This window comes from Leeuwenhoekiella sp. NPDC079379 (genome assembly GCF_044542075.1).
Classification (GTDB): domain Bacteria; phylum Bacteroidota; class Bacteroidia; order Flavobacteriales; family Flavobacteriaceae; genus Leeuwenhoekiella.
Map to the genome: position 1 here is coordinate 24,462 of NZ_JBITTU010000003.1, position 17,812 is coordinate 42,273.

The 17,812-nt window shown below is 36.4% G+C and carries 18 protein-coding genes; 8 read left to right on the forward strand and 10 right to left on the reverse strand.

Features of this window, described 5'->3' with window-relative positions:
• Positions 1–20 precede the first annotated feature (20 nt).
• Positions 21–971, forward strand: a complete 951-nt coding sequence (locus ACIGAM_RS06060) for an endonuclease (protein WP_396510573.1) — start codon at positions 21–23, stop codon at positions 969–971.
• Here ACIGAM_RS06060 and ACIGAM_RS06065 read toward each other — a convergent pair.
• From ACIGAM_RS06065 to ACIGAM_RS06080, 4 genes are all read right to left on the reverse strand, one after another.
• Entirely contained in the window at positions 968–1,261 is a 294-nt protein-coding gene (locus ACIGAM_RS06065) for a DUF1456 family protein (RefSeq protein WP_396510574.1), read from the reverse strand. The genes ACIGAM_RS06060 and ACIGAM_RS06065 overlap by 4 nt on opposite strands.
• Before the next feature lie 15 nt (positions 1,262–1,276).
• On the reverse strand, positions 1,277–1,945 hold the full coding sequence (locus ACIGAM_RS06070) for a peptide deformylase (protein ID WP_396510575.1): 669 nt from the start codon (positions 1,943–1,945) through the stop codon (positions 1,277–1,279).
• A gap of 103 nt (positions 1,946–2,048) precedes the next feature.
• Positions 2,049–3,455 (reverse strand): DUF5689 domain-containing protein, encoded by a 1,407-nt coding sequence (locus ACIGAM_RS06075; RefSeq protein ID WP_396510576.1) that lies wholly within the window; start codon positions 3,453–3,455, stop codon positions 2,049–2,051.
• 39 nt (positions 3,456–3,494) lie between these two features.
• Complete coding sequence (locus tag ACIGAM_RS06080) at positions 3,495–6,335, reverse strand: carboxypeptidase-like regulatory domain-containing protein (protein ID WP_396510578.1); 2,841 nt, start codon at positions 6,333–6,335, stop codon at positions 3,495–3,497.
• Positions 6,336–6,421: 86 nt separating this feature from the next.
• Here ACIGAM_RS06080 and ACIGAM_RS06085 point away from each other — a divergent pair, with 86 nt between their 5' ends.
• Positions 6,422–7,483 carry an endonuclease/exonuclease/phosphatase family protein gene (locus tag ACIGAM_RS06085; RefSeq protein WP_396510579.1) on the forward strand — a complete coding sequence of 354 codons (1,062 nt, stop codon included), beginning with the start codon at positions 6,422–6,424 and terminating at the stop codon, positions 7,481–7,483.
• On the opposite strand, the gene ACIGAM_RS06090 is transcribed toward ACIGAM_RS06085, so the two are convergent.
• Both ACIGAM_RS06090 and ACIGAM_RS06095 read right to left on the reverse strand, forming a co-directional pair.
• Positions 7,480–8,496 (reverse strand): YihY/virulence factor BrkB family protein, encoded by a 1,017-nt coding sequence (locus ACIGAM_RS06090; protein WP_396510580.1) that lies wholly within the window; start codon positions 8,494–8,496, stop codon positions 7,480–7,482. The genes ACIGAM_RS06085 and ACIGAM_RS06090 overlap by 4 nt on opposite strands.
• A complete protein-coding gene (locus ACIGAM_RS06095) occupies positions 8,483–8,938 on the reverse strand; it encodes a hypothetical protein (RefSeq protein ID WP_396510581.1) in 456 nt (151 codons plus the stop codon). Before ACIGAM_RS06095 ends, ACIGAM_RS06090 begins: the two co-directional genes overlap by 14 nt.
• A gap of 140 nt (positions 8,939–9,078) precedes the next feature.
• Here ACIGAM_RS06095 and ACIGAM_RS06100 point away from each other — a divergent pair, with 140 nt between their 5' ends.
• The 4 genes from ACIGAM_RS06100 (at position 9,079) to ACIGAM_RS06115 (ending at position 12,072) form a co-directional block, all read left to right on the forward strand.
• Positions 9,079–9,663: a HupE/UreJ family protein gene (locus ACIGAM_RS06100; RefSeq protein WP_396510582.1), complete on the forward strand. Its 585-nt coding sequence runs from the start codon at positions 9,079–9,081 to the stop codon at positions 9,661–9,663.
• 86 nt (positions 9,664–9,749) lie between these two features.
• Complete coding sequence (locus ACIGAM_RS06105; RefSeq protein WP_396510583.1) at positions 9,750–10,190, forward strand: deoxycytidylate deaminase; 441 nt, start codon at positions 9,750–9,752, stop codon at positions 10,188–10,190.
• A complete protein-coding gene (locus ACIGAM_RS06110; RefSeq protein WP_396510584.1) occupies positions 10,190–11,779 on the forward strand; it encodes a S41 family peptidase in 1,590 nt (529 codons plus the stop codon). The genes ACIGAM_RS06105 and ACIGAM_RS06110 overlap by 1 nt, the downstream gene beginning before the upstream one ends.
• Complete coding sequence (locus tag ACIGAM_RS06115) at positions 11,779–12,072, forward strand: hypothetical protein (protein WP_396510585.1); 294 nt, start codon at positions 11,779–11,781, stop codon at positions 12,070–12,072. Before ACIGAM_RS06110 ends, ACIGAM_RS06115 begins: the two co-directional genes overlap by 1 nt.
• Here the strand turns inward: ACIGAM_RS06115 and ACIGAM_RS06120 are convergent.
• Positions 12,067–12,270 carry a hypothetical protein gene (locus ACIGAM_RS06120; protein WP_396510586.1) on the reverse strand — a complete coding sequence of 68 codons (204 nt, stop codon included), beginning with the start codon at positions 12,268–12,270 and terminating at the stop codon, positions 12,067–12,069. The two genes, ACIGAM_RS06115 and ACIGAM_RS06120, sit on opposite strands and share 6 nt — an antisense overlap.
• A 10-nt stretch (positions 12,271–12,280) precedes the next feature.
• Positions 12,281–12,853 carry a MarC family protein gene (locus ACIGAM_RS06125; RefSeq protein ID WP_396510587.1) on the reverse strand — a complete coding sequence of 191 codons (573 nt, stop codon included), beginning with the start codon at positions 12,851–12,853 and terminating at the stop codon, positions 12,281–12,283.
• Between the two features lie 115 nt (positions 12,854–12,968).
• Between ACIGAM_RS06125 and ACIGAM_RS06130 the strand changes: the two genes are divergently transcribed.
• Positions 12,969–13,541, forward strand: coding sequence for a DUF3109 family protein (locus ACIGAM_RS06130; protein ID WP_396510588.1), 573 nt, complete (start codon positions 12,969–12,971; stop codon positions 13,539–13,541).
• Entirely contained in the window at positions 13,541–14,677 is a 1,137-nt protein-coding gene (locus ACIGAM_RS06135; RefSeq protein ID WP_396510589.1) for a methionine aminotransferase, read from the forward strand. The genes ACIGAM_RS06130 and ACIGAM_RS06135 overlap by 1 nt, the downstream gene beginning before the upstream one ends.
• 25 nt (positions 14,678–14,702) lie before the next feature.
• Here the strand turns inward: ACIGAM_RS06135 and ACIGAM_RS06140 are convergent, their stop codons facing one another.
• Together ACIGAM_RS06140 and ACIGAM_RS06145 are read right to left on the reverse strand one after the other, a co-directional pair.
• Entirely contained in the window at positions 14,703–16,874 is a 2,172-nt protein-coding gene (locus ACIGAM_RS06140; RefSeq protein ID WP_396510590.1) for an FUSC family protein, read from the reverse strand.
• Positions 16,875–16,925: 51 nt separating this feature from the next.
• Complete coding sequence (locus ACIGAM_RS06145; protein ID WP_396510591.1) at positions 16,926–17,435, reverse strand: DUF1440 domain-containing protein; 510 nt, start codon at positions 17,433–17,435, stop codon at positions 16,926–16,928.
• Between the last annotated feature and the right edge of the window lie 377 nt (positions 17,436–17,812).

Sequence of the window (17,812 nt, forward strand, 5' to 3'; positions counted from 1 at the left end):
AACCCACCAAAATCATAAACATGCCTCTAAATAAACTGTCGATTGCTTTTTACAATCTTGAAAATCTTTTTGACACGCAGAATGATCCCAACATCTTTGATGACGACTTTACTCCCAAGGGAGATTTGAAATGGGATGCGATACGTTATGCTAAAAAATTAAATAATCAAGGCACTATTATTGCTGAAATAGGAAAAGAAGAAACCGGCAGTTCTCCCATTTTATTAGGTGTTGCTGAAGTAGAAAATAAAAAAGTACTGAACGATCTCATAACTACTGAAGCTTTAAAAAATCTCAATTACGCGTTTGTTCATCACAACTCACCAGATGAGCGGGGTATAGATACAGCTTTGTTGTATAACAAAGATCATTTTGAGGTTTTAGAATCTAGAAGCTACTCACTTCATTTAAAAACTGCGGAAGGTTTACGTGATTTTACACGTGATATTTTATATGTACACGGCAAATTAGAGGGTGTTTCAGTGTATATTCTTGTTAACCACTGGCCGTCTAGACGAGAAGGTCTTGAAGAATCTAACCCAAAACGAATTCTGGCTGCAAAACGCAACCGTGAAATTTTACAGGAAATACAATCAAAAGATCCGGAAGCACGAATTATAATTATGGGTGATTTTAATGATGATCCACAAAGTGAGGCGGTACGTGATTATCTCGTTTCTACAGACTTTTACAACCCGATGATATTTCTGCTAACGCGTTATGCAGGATCTTTAACCCACCGTGGTGACTGGTATTTATTTGATCAAATAATCTTATCGCCAAACTGGATGAAGGCGTATGAGAACCCATTAGAATATGTAAAATCTGCGATTTTTAATCCTGCTCACTTAGCTGAAGCAGCGGGGAAGTATAGAGGAAATCCCTTGCGTACGTATGCGGGAGATAACTATCTGGGAGGACCCAGTGATCACTTCCCGGTGTATATAATTTTTAAAACTGAAAAAAATTAGTCTTTATTAGTACTTCGCTTCTTTTTTTCTTCAGTTTTAGAGGCATCCTTTTTTGGTCTTTTATCTGGCATGGGGCCTCGCATATGAATAACTAATCCGTTTAAGAAATTGCGAAGAAATTGATCTCCACATTCTACATACTTGGGGTGGTCTTCGCTTCTAAAAATTGCACCTAATTCACTTTTAGTAACTGCAAAATCTACTAGGGCACAAATTTTTACGATATCATCATCGCGTAATTTTAATGCTACCCTCAATTTTTTAAAAACGTCGTTATTTGATAAAGCCATAGCCGCAAAAATAGTTTAATTCTTCAGATTATCTAAGGTTTTTAGGCCTTGAGCATCTTTGATTTCCTGTTTTAAATGGTCTAGATAGATAATACCGTTTAAGTGATCTATCTCGTGCTGAAAAATAACAGCCGTAAAATCTTCTACCATTTCTACAATATGACTGGCATCTGGTTTGTCATATTCTACTAAAATGGCATATGCTCTACTTGAAAGCGTATCGCGTCTTCCGGGAATAGACAGGCAACCTTCTGGGCAGTCCTGTTTTTTCTTAGAATACTGTTTTATTACCGGGTTAATAATCACTTCAAAAGGAAAACCCTCTTTATCAAAACGCTGAACCCAGGCTATATTCTTTAAAATACCTACTTGTGGTGCCGCAATACCTGCTCCTAGCGATAAACTATCTCTCACTGTGGCATACATGCGGTCTATTAAGTTCTTAAGCTCAGGATCATTAGGATCAACAATTACATTTTTGCTGGGTGTTCTCAATAAGATTGAATCGCTCTCTTTTGTGATTTTAAATACGCGCATAGGTTTAGTACCTTCTGCTGCCATAATTAAAGATCTGTCACTTTCTGTAAACTGAGAAGTTGTAGAAGTAGCCTCAATATCTTTTTTTACACTTGTGCAGCTTAAGCTACAAATAACTATAACTGCTGTAAATAGGAATCGTATCATTTCGAACATTTTTAAACCTCTAAAATAGGATATTTTGAAATGCTTTTTAGTTTTATATAGTGTTTAAAGTTTTGTGATTAGATCATAACAGAGTAATAAAAAATTAATCTGATGTTATGGTTATATTATCAAGTTGATACGTACCGTCAAAAGCATCTTTTGTATTTCCTGTATATTTAAAGGATACATAACCAGTAGCGCCCTCTGTGCAGGATAGATTTACAATACCCGAACTGTACCAGTCTCCAAAAAAGTCCTGATCGCGTATAATAAATGCTTCGCCTAAAACTAACCAGTTTGCTTGCGTAATAGTTGCTTTGTCACCGTCCCAGTCTGAACTAAAAAGCACATCGAGCTCGCTACCATCTGCAAAGCTACTACTTGTTTCAAAGCGGATTTTTACATTAGACTTTGTTTCTAAATCTATTGCAGGAGTAATTAACCAACACACAGTAAGAGCATCACCAGATTGATAGGAGTCTATACGAGCAGAAACTCCTTGAGAGGCATTTGTACCTGTCGCTGTATAAGCCTCCCAAACCTGATTGCCATATTCATTAAAATTTGTCCAGCCGTTACCTGCAATAGGTCTATTGCGTGTTTGCTCACTAAAATTATCTTCAAATAAAATTTGAATTCCTTCAGCATTTGCCAGACCACATTTAAGTTCATCAGGATCACATCTATTTCCTTCATCAAAAGAAATGTCTTCGGGTGTATTCAATCGTAAAATATAAAAGTCATCATAAAAATCCCTGCTTAAAACTCCCTGTATACTACCTCCTCCTACAGGAAGTTCAACAGCTTTAAAACCCGCAAAAGTACTAGTGCTTACTAAAGTTCTTCCACGTGCGTCACAGGTTTCTAAAATGCGAATACCATCAAACTCATCTGTAGCTTCGCCAGCAAAGGTCTTACGCGTAGCACCTAAAACTTCATTACGATTAAATTGCGAATTAGGTAGGCTTATCAATAAATTTTCGGTGTCGTCAGAGAAGTCTGCGATGGCAATAGGTAAGGGGACGAGTGTTGCTACTTCGGTGCTTCTGGTAATGTGATTTGCAATGAGTGAGATAGGAATTTCAGTTATAGAATTGCCGTCTCTGATTCCTAACTGTACAATACCATTTTCTGTGGTTGCTGAAAGTCCGTTGAGATTTACATAGATCTTTCGGCCTAACTCATAGTAGGTATATAGAGCATTTTGATTAAGCTGAATGGTGATTCCACTTGTGGGATTTTCGGGTTTGTCCTGTACGATTATTTCTCTAAAAAAATTACCGGCAACATCACTACTTATGACATAGCCTACAAAATAAGTGTCTGTATCTCTAAAGGTGACAATACCTTCTGCATTCTGCGCAAGTATATTTTTAACTGATGCTAAAGGTACTTCTGTACCCGTAAGTTCAGGTTCTATCGCAGATTCTTCGGGGGTATCAAATTCTGAATCTACGCAGGATACTAATATAAATAGAACGAAGACTTTAAAGTAGCTAAGATGTCTCATAAGGTTTATGTTTTTTCGCTTCCGCGGAAGCGCTAATTTTTAAAAGCGAACATAGAGATTTGCATAAATAGTTGCGCCATAACCTAGAAAATAGCGATTTCCAAAGAGGGGTTGCTCTCGTTCTTTTTCTTCACGTAAACCCCTGTAGTCAGCAATACGTGAATCTTCAAAGCCACCAGTCTTATATTTAGTATTAAGCGCATTATTTATAGTGGCAAAAAAGCCAATAGAACGCCCATTTATTAGCCATGATTTACCACCTACAATGTTTAGCAAATAATAGGAGCCTATCTTTTCCTGAACGAGTAAATCTCTTGCAATTGCAGGGTCGAAGTTATTAAACGGGAGGCCATCACCATCTGTCGTAAATGCTCCAGACCTGCGTAGGTTACTCACATCTATATATGCATTTGAAAATCTGTTAATGCTTGCGCCAAGCCACCAGAAATCGGGATCTCTGTAGTCAAAACCAAGTTGTATGGCTTGCTCTGGGCCACCAGATACGTGGTAGTTTTTAAGTTTTACTTTGCCGTCGCCAAATGTAATTTTGTTATTTGCGAGAGTTGTTGTGTAATAAACATCTGGGTTGTTTGTAAATGTATTTTGAGATAGGGCAGCAGCTGTTTTAAAGGTTAGAGTGGGTAAAATTTTATATTCAATACCCAGTTCAAGACCTATATTTCTTCTCGAAATATTAGTAGTTACTTCCTGAACTAGCGCATTGCCTTGCTCAATTAGTGGGCTTTGTAATGACTGTGTATAGAAAAATGAAAGTTCACTTCCGTTAGCAAAATCAAGATAATAACCGGTGAGTTTTGCTTTTAGTAATGCACTGCGATAGACATAACTTGCATCAAGGTTGAGAAGTTTTTCTGCGGAAGCATCTTCTATTACAGCATTGTTTTGTCGTGAATTTGTAAAAACCGTGTTAGATGGAAGTTCAAGTGTTTGTAAACCTGCATTGAAAAGCGCAAAATGCTTTCCTGAAAATTTATAGGTGAATCCACCTTTTAAGCCATAGGTTGTAAAGTTAACCTCCGGACTTTTGCCTAAAGATGCCTCGCCGGAATAATAGCCATTTTCATACAACCCATTACGTTGATAGTTTACCGTGCCTGCCTGTAATGCAGTATAAAAATCAATGTGCTTAAAAGTGGCCTGTAGTTGCGCAAATCCAGATGCTTTAAATGCAGAAATATCAAAATTGTATTTGTAGCGATCTCCTTCACGTACAATTCGATTTCTATTATTTAAGTCGGTTTGGGCGAGATCCCCTCCGGTAGATGCATCATCTTCGGCAAAATTATCAATATCAAGCCAGGTGTTTCCACCTAATAAATCTTCAAGTTGTGCATAATTTGAACTGTTGAGACTAGATAGGTTAGCTCCTGCCGTAAGTTTATAATGTTCAGAGAAATCACTGTTTAAAATACTTGATGCCTGAAAGAAGGTGTCACTATTTACATCATTTTGAACAGCATAGATGCTATTTAGGCCAGCATTTGTAGCAATCGTATTTGCAGCATACAATTGAGACCAGTCTAGCTGGCCATCGTTTGTAAATGCTTCTTGAGCGAGATAGGCATTTTGATAATTTGCAGCCGTGGGATTGGGAAATCTAAGAAAGTAGCTGGGTAAATTTTGATAGTAATTGGGTGCAGGGTTGCGGGCACCGCCTATAAAACTTTCTTGGCCGTCTGAGTTCTTGATGAGCGTACTTCCCGTATAGTCAATTCGTGAATTTTTAGTTGTTCCCCGTTGATAAGCGAGATTTGTGCTTAATGTAGTTTTATCGCTTAGAGACCAATCATGACTTAAAATAAAGATAGGTTCTTCAATCTCGCGCAAGCGGGAATTTCTGATTTTTCCATTTTGAAATCCCCAGTTAGGGTTGTAGGTATTGCCTTTTAAATCTAAAACTTCTTGCGTAATGGCAGTGCTTCTGCCTCTGCGATTAGGCGTATAAAAGGCAACCAGATTTATTCGGTGGTTTTCAGTTAATTTCTTTTCTATACTTAAAAAAAGAGAGTTGGCATCATACGATGTTCCTTCGATAGCTCCTTCAGCACCAAATCTTCTGGAGCCTAAAATGGTAAATGCCCAACCTTTTGTATTTAATCCGCTGCTGTAGCTTGCCATAACTCTGCCGGTATAGGTTCGGTTTGCATAGGCATAAGAGATACGCCCACCTCTTCTATACTGGGATGCGTGCATATTAAAATGTAGCACTCCCGCAGGAGCGCCAAAACTATAGGCGCTGGGTTGAATACCTAAACTAAATTCTCTGTTGCGCATCACATCATTAAGACCACCCCAATTACCCCATTGTGGTCTACCTGTGTTTATCTTATTTAGCTCTATCCCATTAATAAGTACTTTACTGTACTTGCTATCAAGACCGCGCGGTCGAAAAAAAGTAGCGCTAAAATCATAAGCAGCAGCGTTACTAAATGCATCATTTGTAGCGCCTAAAAGCCCTGAGATTATGTTATCTTGTTGCTGGTCATCGCTATTAAGTTCTGTTTCTGTAAGACTTATACGATCTAATTCTTCATTAAGTTCTTTAAGATCTATTTCTAGAGGAATATAATAGAGATTGAGTTCTTTACCGCCCTCGAGCGTTATGGGTAGTATTAGTGTTGTATATCCGGCTTTAGTTAGAACTAACTTCTGGTCGCCACTAAGAGTTACTCCTTCTAATGTAAATGCCCCTTCGCCATTTGTCTTTGTACTGAAGTTAGAATTTTTCAAACTCACGAGAACTTCTGGGATACCCGCAGCTGTAGTTGCGTCTCTAACGTTTCCGTATATGGTATATTCTTGTGAAGACAGGTTTTGTCCGTAAATAGCTAGCAAATAGAAAATTATGAGTTTTTGCAATTTTTATGAAAGCACGTTTTTATATTGTACCTATAGTTCTAATATATTAATTAATTATATCTTAAACCATTGATAATAGACGTGTTATGCTAAAAATTCGATTAAAAGCAATAATAGTGGTGGTCTATCTTTATTCGGCCTCAATTTATGCTCAAACAGAACGTGATTTTCAACTGGTAACCCTTGCATTTTATAATCTTGAAAATTTATTTGATACCGAAAACGACCCTATTACATTTGATGATGATCGTACTCCTGAGGGTAAAGATCGCTGGACATTAGCTATTTATCGTGATAAATTAGCTAAAATGGCTGAAGTTATTATACAAATAGGGCCAGACAATTCTAAAATGCCTCCTGTACTATTAGGAGTTTCAGAAATAGAAAACCGAAAAGTTTTAGAAGATTTAGTAAGCCAGTCGTCGCTTCTACCTTGGGATTATGGCATCGTACATTATGATTCGCCAGATCGTAGGGGTATAGATACAGGACTCTTGTATCAAAAAAAATATTTTCAGCTTATAAGCAGCAGTGCGCACGAACTCTTGCTTTATGATCCTGAGAATAATAATAAACGTATTTATACCCGAGATCAATTACTGGTAACTGGTTTACTCGCTGGTGAAAAAGTTCACATTATTGTAAATCATTGGCCGTCTCGAAGCGGAGGAGAAGCCCGGTCACAACCCAGACGAGAAGCAGCAGCTTTTTTAAATAAAAAGATTATAGATTCTATACACGCTAAAGAACCCTATGCAAAAATTATTACTATGGGTGACCTTAATGACGATCCTAAAAATAATAGTGTAAAATCTATTTTAGGAGCTAAAGGGAAGTTTAGAAAATTAGCAATTAATGAACTTTATAACCCGATGGAATCTTTTGCTAAAAAAGGATTGGGGACATTGGCATACAGGGATGGGTGGAATCTTTTTGATCAAATTATAATTTCAGCCGCATTACTTTCTAAAGATTATAAAACCTTTCAGTTTTACAAAGCGGGTATATTTAATAAGCGTTTTTTACAAACTCCTTCAGGTCCTTACAAAGGCTATCCTTTTAGAAGTTTTGCAAACGGAAGTTACACCGGTGGTTATAGTGATCACTTTCCGGTATATGTAAGCTTAATACGAGAATATGCTAACTAAGAATTGGTTTTTTTCTCTTGTGGTTCTTCAGGATTATTAATGAGCCTTATAGCATCTTTCTTATCTTGATCTAATCGCTTTTTTTTTTCGTCTAGAGCAGCTACTTCATCATCGTGTGCAAGTTTAGCATGTTTATTAGGTACTATTTTGTGGCGTTTAATTAAGGCGTATTGAACCGTGATTTGTGCTCCGAAAAATAAAATTAAACACGTATAATTTACCCACAGTAGTATCAATACAATAGAAGCTGCCCCACCATAAACTGAAGCAGGATTGCTACTTGTAAAATAATATCCTAATAAACTTTCTCCTATTAAAAACAATATTGCGGTAATTCCTGCTCCTAACAATGTGGTTTTATAAGTCATTATCACATCGGGCAGAATCTTGAACATTGCTGCAAATAACCCAGTTATAAATATAAATGAGATTAGAAGTCTCAAAATCTCTGCAAATACAACAGTGATTTCTGGTGCATATTGACCAAGATAGTCTGTGAACAGGTTAAGACCAAGAGTTACCACAAAAGCGACCAGAAGCATAAAGCCAAGAACCAGCACCATTCCAAAAGCAATCGCCCGGTTAATAAGCATACGTTTAAAATTCTGTTTTTTCTCAGTAACATTCCAGATCATATTCATCGTGATTTTCATCTGGAAAAATACTCCAGTAGCACCATAAATAAGTGCTGCGATGCTAATGATTAGGGTGATCCAATTGTCATTTTCTAAGGTGACATTACCTATCATATCTTCAATTGCAATAGCAACATCTTTAGATATAAAACGAGCAATCTCTGTGTGTATACGTCCCTGTACTGCTTCTGCTCCCACAAAATAACTTGCGATAGAGGTAATAATCATTAGTAATGATGGTAGAGAAAAAAGTGTATAGTAAGCAATAATAGCACTTCGAGCAAAAGGATCTGTACGATCCCACGCTACATAGGTTTTCTTTAAAAAAGCAAAAAGAAATAACCCTTTTTTTACGATAGGATTTTTAGAATGATTCATCTTTTAAAAAAGGTTTGATTATGTAATTAAGATCCTGTAACGCAGTTTTACTCAACTCTATAGTTTCATCAAATTCTGTGTTTTTACGTGTAAGCTGTGGGATCACAAAATCTGTATTTGCAGCGGGTAAAGCTTCCTGCGAAATTTCAAATTGCTTTTTGCAGGTAGCTGCTATTTTTGAATAATCATTTAGCGAGATATTTAATTCAAGATGATAGCCCTGATCTTTAATGCCATCTGTTGTATTTTCTGCTGAAGCGGGGTCATAAATCAACTTGTTTGGAGAAATGCGGTATGTATTGCCATCACTATCTAAATAGGTGTATACCGGTAAATTGGCATCAACATCCTGAGTTAGGTTTGTTAATCCTGGTGTAGCGCCACAGCTAATTAAAAGCATAGCGCTTAATATAAATACAGAAAACAAGCTGATTCTTTGCATATTCGGATCCTTTTTTAAAAATTCAAATTACGAAAGCTAGAATTTTTGTTATTTCTGTTTAGGCTTAGTTTAACGTTTTACTAATCAACTTTCAGAAATAGTTGTAGTTTTGAGTAAATACAAAATTATCCTCTTCCCTTATGTCAGATTTTTGGTTTTATTTTAAAATAGGTCTTGAACATGTACTCGACTATAAAGCTTATGACCACGTATTATTTCTAATTGTTCTTACCGTACCTTACGTCTTTAGTGACTGGCGTCGTGTTTTGCTACTCGTTACCTTATTTACTTTAGGCCATACGATCTCATTATTATTAGCTGTTTATGGTGTTGTTAAAGTAGATCGTGGTTTTATTGAGTTTTTAATACCAGTAACCATTTTTATAACTGCTTTGTACAATGTATTCACAGCAGGTAAAGGTGCTAAAAAAGATAAATTGGGAGTTTTATTAATCACAGCATTATTTTTTGGTCTTATACACGGTCTGGGTTTTTCTTCGTTTTTCAAATCATTAACTGCACATTTATCAAATAGGTTATTGCCGCTGGCAGAATTTGCTTTGGGTATAGAAAGCGCTCAGATTATTATTGTATTAATCGTTCTTATTATCGGGTTTATTTGTCAAACTATTTTTAGATTTTCACGCAGAGATTGGATGATGTTTATTTCTGCGGTAGTAATGGGTATGGTAATCCCGATGCTGATTGCGAATTATCCGTGGTAAAGTGTTTTTTTACAGATTATAAGCGGTGTAAGTTTTTTATCTTCGCTCACCATTAACTGCCTTTTAAATGCTTAGTAAGCTTACATATGTCTTCAATTTCCTCAGATAAACAACTTACTTATGATATCGCATATTTGCGTATGGCTCGTGAATGGGCAAAACTTTCTTACTGTAAAAGGAAACAAGTAGGTGCACTTATCGTTAAGGATAAGATGATAATATCTGACGGTTATAACGGGACACCTACCGGTTTTGAAAACATATGCGAAGACGATGAGGGGTATACAAAATGGTATGTACTTCACGCAGAGGCAAACGCAATTTTAAAAGTTGCATCTTCTACGCAGGCGTGTGCAGGCGCGACCTTATATATCACACTCTCTCCGTGTACAGAATGTAGTAAGTTAATACATCAAGCTGGCATAACACGTGTGGTCTACCACAGCGGATATAAAGATCCCAGCGGACTTGATTTTTTAGTGCGGGCAGGTGTAGAGGTAGAATGTATAGAAAATATTGAAGAATAATGGGAGGCTACAAAAAGAAATATCTTCCTATATTTTTTGCGGTGGCAGTTGCGATAGGCATATTTATAGGTAGTAAGCTTAATTACAGTAGTAATACTACAAGTCTTCTGGGAGGTAATGCCAAGAAAGAAAAATTAAACCGCCTCATAGATTATATAGATTACGAGTATGTAGATTCTATTAACACAGACAGCATTGTTGATGTTACTGTAAATAGTATCTTAGAAAATCTTGATCCGCATTCTGTATACATACCTCCTAGTGAATTGGAGCGTGTTAATGAAAGCATGAAAGGTGATTTTGTAGGTATTGGTGTTAGTTTTTATAATTACAACGATTCTATTACGGTTAGTTACACACTTCCGGGAGGTCCCAGTGAAAGAGCCGGGATAAAAGGAGGAGATCGTATTATCGCAGCAGATAATAAACCACTTACCGGCATTAATTTAATAGATGATTCTATAACAGCTCAATTAAAAGGGAAAATAAACACACAGGTTAATCTTAAAGTGAAACGACCGGGTGTAAAAGAGTTAATAGACTTCAAGGTAAAACGAGCGACTGTAGCCCTAAAAAGTGTTGATGCCTATTATATGCTTACAGATACCTTAGGTTATGTTAAAATAAATCGTTTTGCAGAAAGTACACCTTCAGAATTTAAAAGTGCTTTAAATACGCTCAAGAGAAAGGGTGCCAGTCAAATTATATTAGACTTACGAGATAACCCGGGAGGTTACATTTCTGCAGCAGAGCAGGTGGCAGATCAATTTTTAGCAGATAACAAACTTATCTTATTTACAAAAAATAAAACCGGAAAAATTGAAAAGGCATTTGCTTCTGATGATGGTGTATTTCAAGAAGGGCAGGTGTATGTTTTAATTAATGAAAATTCAGCATCAGCAAGTGAGATTGTCGCAGGAGCATTACAGGATAATGATCGAGGTGATATTGTAGGTAGGCGTTCTTTTGGTAAAGGTCTCGTACAGCGTGAGATGGAGCTTGGCGATGGGAGTGCCGTGCGATTAACTATTGCTAGATATTACACACCTACCGGCAGAAGTATACAGCGTCCTTATGGTGAAGGTAATAAAGCCTATTACGAAGATTACCTTTCGCGATACAAAAACGGCGAGATGCAAAGTTTAGACAGCATTAGCGTAGCAGATAGTTTACGGTATGTAACTCCTAAAGGGAAGGTTGTTTATGGAGGTGGTGGTATTATACCCGATATTTTTATACCAAAAGATACTAATTACGAGAAAGAAGCTATAAATTATGCACTGCGTACCGGCTTTATGAATCGCTTTGTTTTTGAACTATTAGAAAAAAACAGGCCCTATTATAACAAACTTACTTACAAACAATTTAAAGAAGAGGTGGTTATCTCTGATTCTGATATTTTAGAGTTTGTAAATTATACTGGTAAGCGAGATTTAAAAATACGGGTAAGAGATTATAAAGAAGATTTAAAACGCTATATTAAAGCTGTATTTGCGCAGCAACTTTTCGGAAATACTATCTTTGAGAAATTAATTAATGAAGAGGATGCTGCTATCAAGAAAATCAAAGAATTAAGCAGAGAAGAATAATGGTAATTATCGCGTCTATATTTGTGTTTTGTATTGCGGCAATTTTTAGATTGCTAGATAACAGTGCGGGTATTCTTATCTCAAATGGTATATCTGTAAGTCCATTTTATTTAACCGAATCTGAGGTTAAAAAGCAAATAGAGAAAATTGAAGACAGCACGCTTCGTACGCAGCTAAAACGTACTTTAATTTATCAAAAATTGCACAAGGTTTTTCTTGTACTTTCAATAATTACATTTGTAGGAGGTATTGTATATGAGTTTATTAATCCTACGCTCGTAGAGCTTTTATGATCTACGTTTCTTCTTTTCCTCAATTCTTTTGGAGATAAGTAGTATCGCAAGTAATAATATCGCACAAAGACAAGCAAGTACAGAGATTACCGCTACAGAACTATTACCATCTAAGGGAGCTGCATAATCTATTTTGGTGAAGTTAAAAATGAGCAGCGCACTTGCAAGACCTAAAATAATATAAAGAGCAATTTTCATAAAAAGGGGTTTAAAAAAGTCCTTGAATGTTTGTTGTAAATAGCTTTACAGCCATCGCTAACAAAATTACGCCAAAGATTTTTCGAATAAGACTAATTCCTTGTTTTCCTAGTAATTTTCCTATTTTCCCAGAAGACTTTAAGACCAAATACACAAAAAGGCAATTAATAATAATCGCTACGATAATATTTTCAACAGCATACTCTGCGCGTAGTGATAGTAGCGAAGTCATAGTACCTGCACCGGCAACAAGTGGGAAGGCTAAGGGAACTATACTCGCGGTTTCAGGCGCATCATCTTTATAAAGCTGAATACCTAGAATCATCTCAAGAGCAATAAAAAAGATAATAAATGCACCCGCAACGGCAAATGAGTTTACGTCAATGCCTATAAGTTTTAAAATTTCTTTTCCTAAAAATAAAAAAACAACCATAAGAATAGCAGCAACAATAGAAGCTTTTTCACTTTGAATATGCCCTACTTTCTCGCGTAACCCTACAATAATAGGAATGCTTCCTATAATATCTATAATTGCAAAAAGAATCATGCTTGCTGTCGCAATCTCTTTAAAATCAAACGCCATAATCTAAACTTTTTTAAAAGGTCGGCAAAAGTACTGTTATTTGTATGATTTTCAGGCGTTCTTATCTAGAGATTTACCCCATTGTTAACCTAAGCAAATATGTATCTTTGTCGCTATGTTTCAGATAGGAAAAACCATAGTTTCAGAAGAGGTCATTCAAAAGGATTTTGTTTGCAATCTTTCATCGTGTAAAGGAGAGTGTTGTATCGCGGGTGAGGCGGGAGCTCCGTTAGAACCACAAGAGGTAGAAATATTAAAAAACATCTACCCTAAAGTAAAACCTTTTTTACGTCCAGAGGGTATTGCCGCGATAGAAAATCAAGGTACACACATTACCACAGATCTTGATGAGCTAGAAACACCGCTAGTAAATGGTGCAGAATGTGCTTATGTTACTTTTACTAAAGAAGGTGTCGCTTCTTGTGGGATTGAAGATGCCTATAATGCCGGCGAGGTAGATTTTAGAAAACCTATTTCATGCCATTTATACCCTGTTCGTTTGCAGGAGTATTCTAAGTTTACGGCTGTAAATTATCACAAATGGCCCATTTGTGATGATGCGTGCAGCTTAGGAAAAGAACTTCAAGTTCCTGTTTATAAATTTACTAAAGATGCGCTCATACGTAAATTTGGCTCTGAGTGGTACGAAGAGTTAGAAGCTGTTGCGGCACATTTTAGAAAAGAATAATGCAAAGCAAATTACCAAATTCGACCCTTTCTATTTTTGCTTTTATGAGCAAAATGGCGGCAGATTATGGAGCACTCAATCTTTCACAGGGTTTTCCTGATTTTGAGACCGATCCTGTTCTTATCGAGTTGGTAACAAAAGCCATGCAGGATGGTTTTAATCAATACGCACCTCTTGCAGGAGATTTAGGCTTACGCGAAAGGGTTTCTGAAATGATTGAAACGTTAAGGGGAACCTCATATAATCCGCAAACTGAAGTGACTATTACTGTAGGTGCTTCTGAAGCTTTGTTCGTGGCCATTACGGCATTTGTGCATCCCGGTGACGAAGTAATTGTACTCAAACCTGCATACGATACGTATGAACCTACAATACAATTACAAGGAGGCAAGCCGGTAACAGTGCAATTAAAAGCTCCTTATGATAAAGTAGATTGGGATGAGGTAGCGGCTTGTATTACTTTAAAAACACGAATGATTATTATCAACAATCCGCATAACCCAAGCGGAATGGTATATTCTGAAAGTGATCTCAAACGTCTGCAAGAAATCCTTGAGGGTACTTCAATTTTAGTTCTAAGCGATGAGGTTTATGAGCATATTGTTTTTGACGAGAAAAAACACAAGAGCGTCGCATCCTATCCAGGTCTTGCAGCGCGTTCATTGATTACTGCTTCTTTTGGTAAAACCTTTCATACCACCGGGTGGAAGATAGGCTATTGCCTTGCTCCTGAGAATTTGATGCGTGAATTTCAGAAAGTTCATCAAAATACAGTTTTCTGTGTAAGTCATCCTATGCAAAAAGCAATTGCAGAGTACCTCAAAAATCCTGACAATTATTTGAATCTTTCAGGTTTCTACGAGCGTAAGAGAGATTTGTTTCTAGATGGAATTAAAGATTCTCGATTTAAATTTAAACCTGCGATGGGTACGTATTTTCAAATGCTTGATTATAGTGCAATCTCACAGGAAAACGCAAAACTTTTCGCCGAAAGGCTAATAAAAGAGAAAGGTATTGCCAGTATTCCTGTTTCTGTATTTAATGTGAATGAGCAAGACGGTAAACTACTTCGTTTTTGTTTTGCAAAGTCAGACGATACACTTTTGAATGCAACTGCGATTTTAAGAAGTTTGTAATTTTTTTATATCAAAGCGCTACCACTTACGTATGTAGCGTTTTAAGCTGCTTATTGAAGTCTTCACTTAATTTTTTTAGCCATTTAAGCTGTTCTGTAAGAATATGAGCCTCGTTAAGTTCTTCATTTATATATGTTACGGGTACAGGTGCTTCTAATTCTTTAAAAATATTGGGTATTTCATTTATAGGTGTATTGTCTCCTAGAAGTGCAATTGCGCTATCTATATTTTCAAAAATAGGATTTTTGTATTTGATAAAAATGTCATCTATATGGGTGGTGTTGTGATTGCGCAAATAAGCTCCTATAGATGCAAGTGCGCCTAGAAATGCATGATTTAAAACAACTAATTCATAAAGTTTCCCTGTGAGTTTTCCTTTTCCGCCGGGTTCTTGTAGTAAACGTTGTATAGCTGCGTTTACCGTGGCAGTTGCTAAAAATGCTTTTTTTCGGGCTAATTTATAATGCGTTTCTATTTGTTTTTTTGTCTCGTAATGTGATGATATTACTTGCAGATAATTACGACTTGCCTTTAGGCTTTCAGCTAAATTATATTTAAGACTTTTTGCCTCTCGGGTAGGCCATAAGAAAGCACTAGCTAGTGCGGCAAGTGCTGCTCCTACACCAGTATCAAATACTCGGTATTGTATAATTGCCAGAATATCTGGTCGCAGTAGGGCATAGGCAAAAATGATACTTAACGTAATGAAAAAAGCCCCGGTACGGTAATTTTTTTGAAGCGAAGCATGGGCCATTATAAAACTAAGCACAGCTAAAATTCTAAAAAGAGTATTGTCTCTAAATAGGTAAACAATACCTGTAGCTAAAGCAGCACCAAGAAGTGTGCCTATAATCCTGTTTTTTGATCGCTCCTTTGTAAGACCGTAGCTGGGGCGCATAATTACAATTATGGTAAGCAAAATCCAGTACGGATTTTGAACTTCAAAAAAATTACCTAAACCAAATCCCAGCACTGCAATAAAAGCTATACGCAGGGCGTGTTTAAAAATAGGTGAGTCTTTATTTAGGTTATCCAGTAGAATTTGAAAACTATAATCTTGTTTAGTAACAAAACCTTCGAGGTCATTTAAATTAGCCGTATTTGTGCTTTTTATTGTTTTATTACGATCTAAGACTTGTGCAATGTTTACAATACGCTGGGTTTGATTTTCCTGAAGTTCATATAAGTTTTGCAGAATTATGTAATCTTCGGTTGAGGCATTTGGAGCTTTATAATTATCTACCTTATTTTTAGTTTCTTTTAAAGCAGCTCTGAGTGTATTTAAATCTACTCTATATTTTTTAAGATTAGTATGAGCAATCTTTCGTAACGTTTCTGTTTGTGCTTTATTTAAGTTTACAAATGCGTGCAATTGAATAGGGTACTTCTTGAGAACTTCGTGCATTCTCGCAGGCGGTATAGGGCTTGTTAATGACAATTCTGAAAGATCTACGAGCTCACCTAAAACCAGAAATTGCTTGCGATAATAACTTGAAGTTCCTGAGGCATGCCTGCTATCTAGTAAGATTTCCCTAAGTTTTTCAAGATGATCATTAAAATCGCTTTGTACTGTAAATAGTTTTTTTAAGCCGGTATCGCGATCTATGCTTTGGCGTAAAAATTGACCACGAGCTTCAATATATCTCGAGCTCAGCTCAATTGCGGTTTCTAATAATTCTTCGGTTTGTTTTTTAGGCGCTAGTAGATCATATAACAGGGTTAATAGTAGATATAGAATACCACCCAGCCCTATTAGGAGGGAGCGCTCATAAGGAGGCATTCCTGATGATGATAAATTGGCAAAACTTAAAACAAGTGCAAATAACCCTGAAAAACCTACAAGAGAGGCTCTAAAACCATACACTGCAATAAATGCAAGAGCAAATGTCATTATGCCTAAATAGGGCAATTGTATCCAATAAATATCTGGTATGTAGGCGCCAATAAAACTAACCAGCGTTGCGATTAACGAAGAGAGCAGGATTCCTATACGTTTATTCTTTAAGCTACCACTTATCGAACTTGGTGAACTAAAGAGCACACCGGTACCTAATGCAATTCCTACACTCAGATAATCTAAATAATAACCTACTAAAATAGGTACAACTACACCGGTAGTCACTAAAATAGCCTTTGCAAAGTCGGTACTTTTTGCAAAGGCTATCGAAGAATTGTAAAGCTGCAGGAATTTAGACATACAGCAATTTAGAATGATTTTTTAGCTTATTATATGCGTATCGCAATTTTTTTAATCGCGCAGTTTTCGGGCGATTAGACCGCGCACAACTTCTGTTGTGATCCCAAATGCCACATGTGCGATTAGCTCGTTGATTTGTATATTTAAAGGTATATCTTTTGGGCTTTCTTTTAAACCCAGAAGCGGCAACGAAGTTTCGTGTGTTCCTATCCACGTTGTGGCACCGTATGCGACACCTTCAAAAATATTAGTCTCCATTTTATCGCGTTTTGCATAACCATAGGTTGCGCCTAAACTTGCTCCAAAAGGAATATTTACCAGTTGCTCTGCGAGCTCTTGATTTGAGGTACTAATACGATCTCCTGTAATTTTTACAGACAGATCATCAACCATTTTCAACTGCGCAGAACGCGTATTTGGTTTCCTAACTGGTAGTACTTTTTCTATGGCACTCTTAACTACAGTCCCTGCAATACCTCCTAACAATCCAGAGATAAGGCCACGACTTACATTAGAAGTAAACGAATCTTTTTCTAACCAGGCTTCAAGTGAGTTACTCATAATTATAAATTTGATCTAAAGTTAAAAGTTCCTTTCGATGTGAAGCAAGGTTTAACATCGCTTTGACAACATTTAGAATACTCTTAAGTTTTTGAATAACAGATTATACATTTAGAAGCAACAGTCAATGTTTTTTGTGATTCTAAGTATAAATATTTACATATTCTCTAACAGTTTATAAAGGATTCAGTAGATATATTTGAACTAAAATTTGATTATTCTCAATAATTTAAAACTTCATCAATTATCTTATTTGTGCAGTTTTTTTCTTGCGGAAAACTTATCGATGTGTGTTATGTTATAGCATTTTGAATAAATATTTTTTTGAAGTCAAAGTGGATAAGAGAATAAAATGACTTAAGAGTTACTTTTTCAGA

What these genes read in the sequence shown, in the direction of transcription:
- ACIGAM_RS06130 (WP_396510588.1), top strand. Translation starts at nt 12,969, where the DNA reads ATGTTTCAGATAGGAAAAACCATAGTTTCAGAAGAGGTCATTCAAAAG.
- ACIGAM_RS06075 (WP_396510576.1), bottom strand. Translation starts at nt 3,455, where the DNA reads ATGAGACATCTTAGCTACTTTAAAGTCTTCGTTCTATTTATATTAGTA.
- ACIGAM_RS06095 (WP_396510581.1), bottom strand. Translation starts at nt 8,938, where the DNA reads ATGCAAAGAATCAGCTTGTTTTCTGTATTTATATTAAGCGCTATGCTT.
- ACIGAM_RS06085 (WP_396510579.1), top strand. Translation starts at nt 6,422, where the DNA reads ATGCTAAAAATTCGATTAAAAGCAATAATAGTGGTGGTCTATCTTTAT.
- ACIGAM_RS06125 (WP_396510587.1), bottom strand. Translation starts at nt 12,853, where the DNA reads ATGGCGTTTGATTTTAAAGAGATTGCGACAGCAAGCATGATTCTTTTT.
- ACIGAM_RS06100 (WP_396510582.1), top strand. Translation starts at nt 9,079, where the DNA reads ATGTCAGATTTTTGGTTTTATTTTAAAATAGGTCTTGAACATGTACTC.
- ACIGAM_RS06105 (WP_396510583.1), top strand. Translation starts at nt 9,750, where the DNA reads ATGTCTTCAATTTCCTCAGATAAACAACTTACTTATGATATCGCATAT.
- ACIGAM_RS06065 (WP_396510574.1), bottom strand. Translation starts at nt 1,261, where the DNA reads ATGGCTTTATCAAATAACGACGTTTTTAAAAAATTGAGGGTAGCATTA.
- ACIGAM_RS06135 (WP_396510589.1), top strand. Translation starts at nt 13,541, where the DNA reads ATGCAAAGCAAATTACCAAATTCGACCCTTTCTATTTTTGCTTTTATG.
- ACIGAM_RS06120 (WP_396510586.1), bottom strand. Translation starts at nt 12,270, where the DNA reads ATGAAAATTGCTCTTTATATTATTTTAGGTCTTGCAAGTGCGCTGCTC.
- ACIGAM_RS06060 (WP_396510573.1), top strand. Translation starts at nt 21, where the DNA reads ATGCCTCTAAATAAACTGTCGATTGCTTTTTACAATCTTGAAAATCTT.
- ACIGAM_RS06115 (WP_396510585.1), top strand. Translation starts at nt 11,779, where the DNA reads ATGGTAATTATCGCGTCTATATTTGTGTTTTGTATTGCGGCAATTTTT.
- ACIGAM_RS06070 (WP_396510575.1), bottom strand. Translation starts at nt 1,945, where the DNA reads ATGATACGATTCCTATTTACAGCAGTTATAGTTATTTGTAGCTTAAGC.
- ACIGAM_RS06110 (WP_396510584.1), top strand. Translation starts at nt 10,190, where the DNA reads ATGGGAGGCTACAAAAAGAAATATCTTCCTATATTTTTTGCGGTGGCA.
- ACIGAM_RS06090 (WP_396510580.1), bottom strand. Translation starts at nt 8,496, where the DNA reads ATGAATCATTCTAAAAATCCTATCGTAAAAAAAGGGTTATTTCTTTTT.
- ACIGAM_RS06140 (WP_396510590.1), bottom strand. Translation starts at nt 16,874, where the DNA reads ATGTCTAAATTCCTGCAGCTTTACAATTCTTCGATAGCCTTTGCAAAA.
- ACIGAM_RS06145 (WP_396510591.1), bottom strand. Translation starts at nt 17,435, where the DNA reads ATGAGTAACTCACTTGAAGCCTGGTTAGAAAAAGATTCGTTTACTTCT.